Origin of the sequence: Pseudomonas sp. EGD-AK9 (assembly GCF_000465935.2) — a bacterium.
Taxonomy (GTDB): domain Bacteria; phylum Pseudomonadota; class Gammaproteobacteria; order Pseudomonadales; family Pseudomonadaceae; genus Aquipseudomonas.
Window position 1 is genome coordinate 1 of the sequence record NZ_AVOF01000611.1, and the last position, 1,123, is coordinate 1,123.

Consider the following 1,123-nt stretch of genomic DNA (forward strand, 5'->3'; position numbering starts at 1 on the left):
CGGCGGTGTCGTGGGCGGTCATGATGCAACTCCTCGAGGCTATGACTTAAGTGTGGCCGCTGCCGGCCAAGTTGCACGGCAACCGCGCAAGCGCCGCCTTGACACCCGCCACGCGCCTGGCCAAAGCTCGGCCATCGCCACTATTAGAAGAACAGCGACCTTGAAACGGACATTCGCCGCCCTCGCCCTGAGCCTCAGCCTGCCGCTGCAGGCCGCCTCGCCCACGCCGCTGGCCACATTGGCCGTCGATCCCTACTGGATTGCCCTCGGCCACTACGAGACCGGCAAGCTCGGCGGCTGGCGCAGCTACGTCGACGACCAGGCCTTCTTCCTCGCCGAGGCTGGCGCCAGCGATCCGGCCGCGGAGCTGGCCGCCACGCTCGAGGCCCTGTACCAGCCGGCCGAGCTGGGCGACCGCCACCCGCAGTGCGTCTACCCGGCGCGCACCCGCTGGCTGAAGGAGCGCCTGGCGCTGGACGATCTGCCCAGCCCGGACTGCGCCGAGTACCGCGCCTGGTTCGCCGACGTCAATCCGCACAGCACCGTGCTGGTGTTCCCCGCCGCCTACCTCAATAGCCCCTCGTCGATGTTCGGCCACACCCTGCTGCGCATCGACCAGGCCGACGTCGACAGCCACAACACCGCCCTGCTCAGCTACGCGCTGAACTTCGGCGCCTTTATCGAGGGCGACGACAACAGCATCCTCTACGCCTGGCGCGGGCTGATGGGCGGCTACCCCGGGCTGTTCGCCCTGGTGCCCTACCGCGAGAAACTCAGCGAATACAGTCGCCTGGAAAACCGCGATCTGTGGGAATACCGCCTCAACCTCAGCCCCGAGGAAACCGGGCGCATGGTCGAGCACGTGTGGGAACTCAAGCAGGTGCGCTTCGACTACTTCTTCTTCGACGAGAACTGCTCCTACCGCCTGCTCGAACTGCTGGAGATCGCCCGCCCCGGCATCGAGCTGACCGAGCACTTCCCGATCACCGCCATCCCCACCGACACCGTGCGCGCGGTGAAGGACGCCGGGCTGATCGAACGCATCGACTACCGCCCCTCGCGCGAGCGCGAACTGCTGGGCCGCGCCGAGCCGCTGGGTGCGGCGGAAAAGGCCTGGGTGCTG

At 67.9% G+C, this 1,123-nt stretch carries 1 protein-coding gene; it reads left to right on the plus strand.

The genetic code is table 11. The features are described from left to right. Positions 1 to 187: 187 nt before the first annotated feature. The coding region (locus N878_RS21630) for a DUF4105 domain-containing protein (protein ID WP_256218118.1) at positions 188 to 1,123 on the plus strand (936 nt) is incomplete at its 3' end.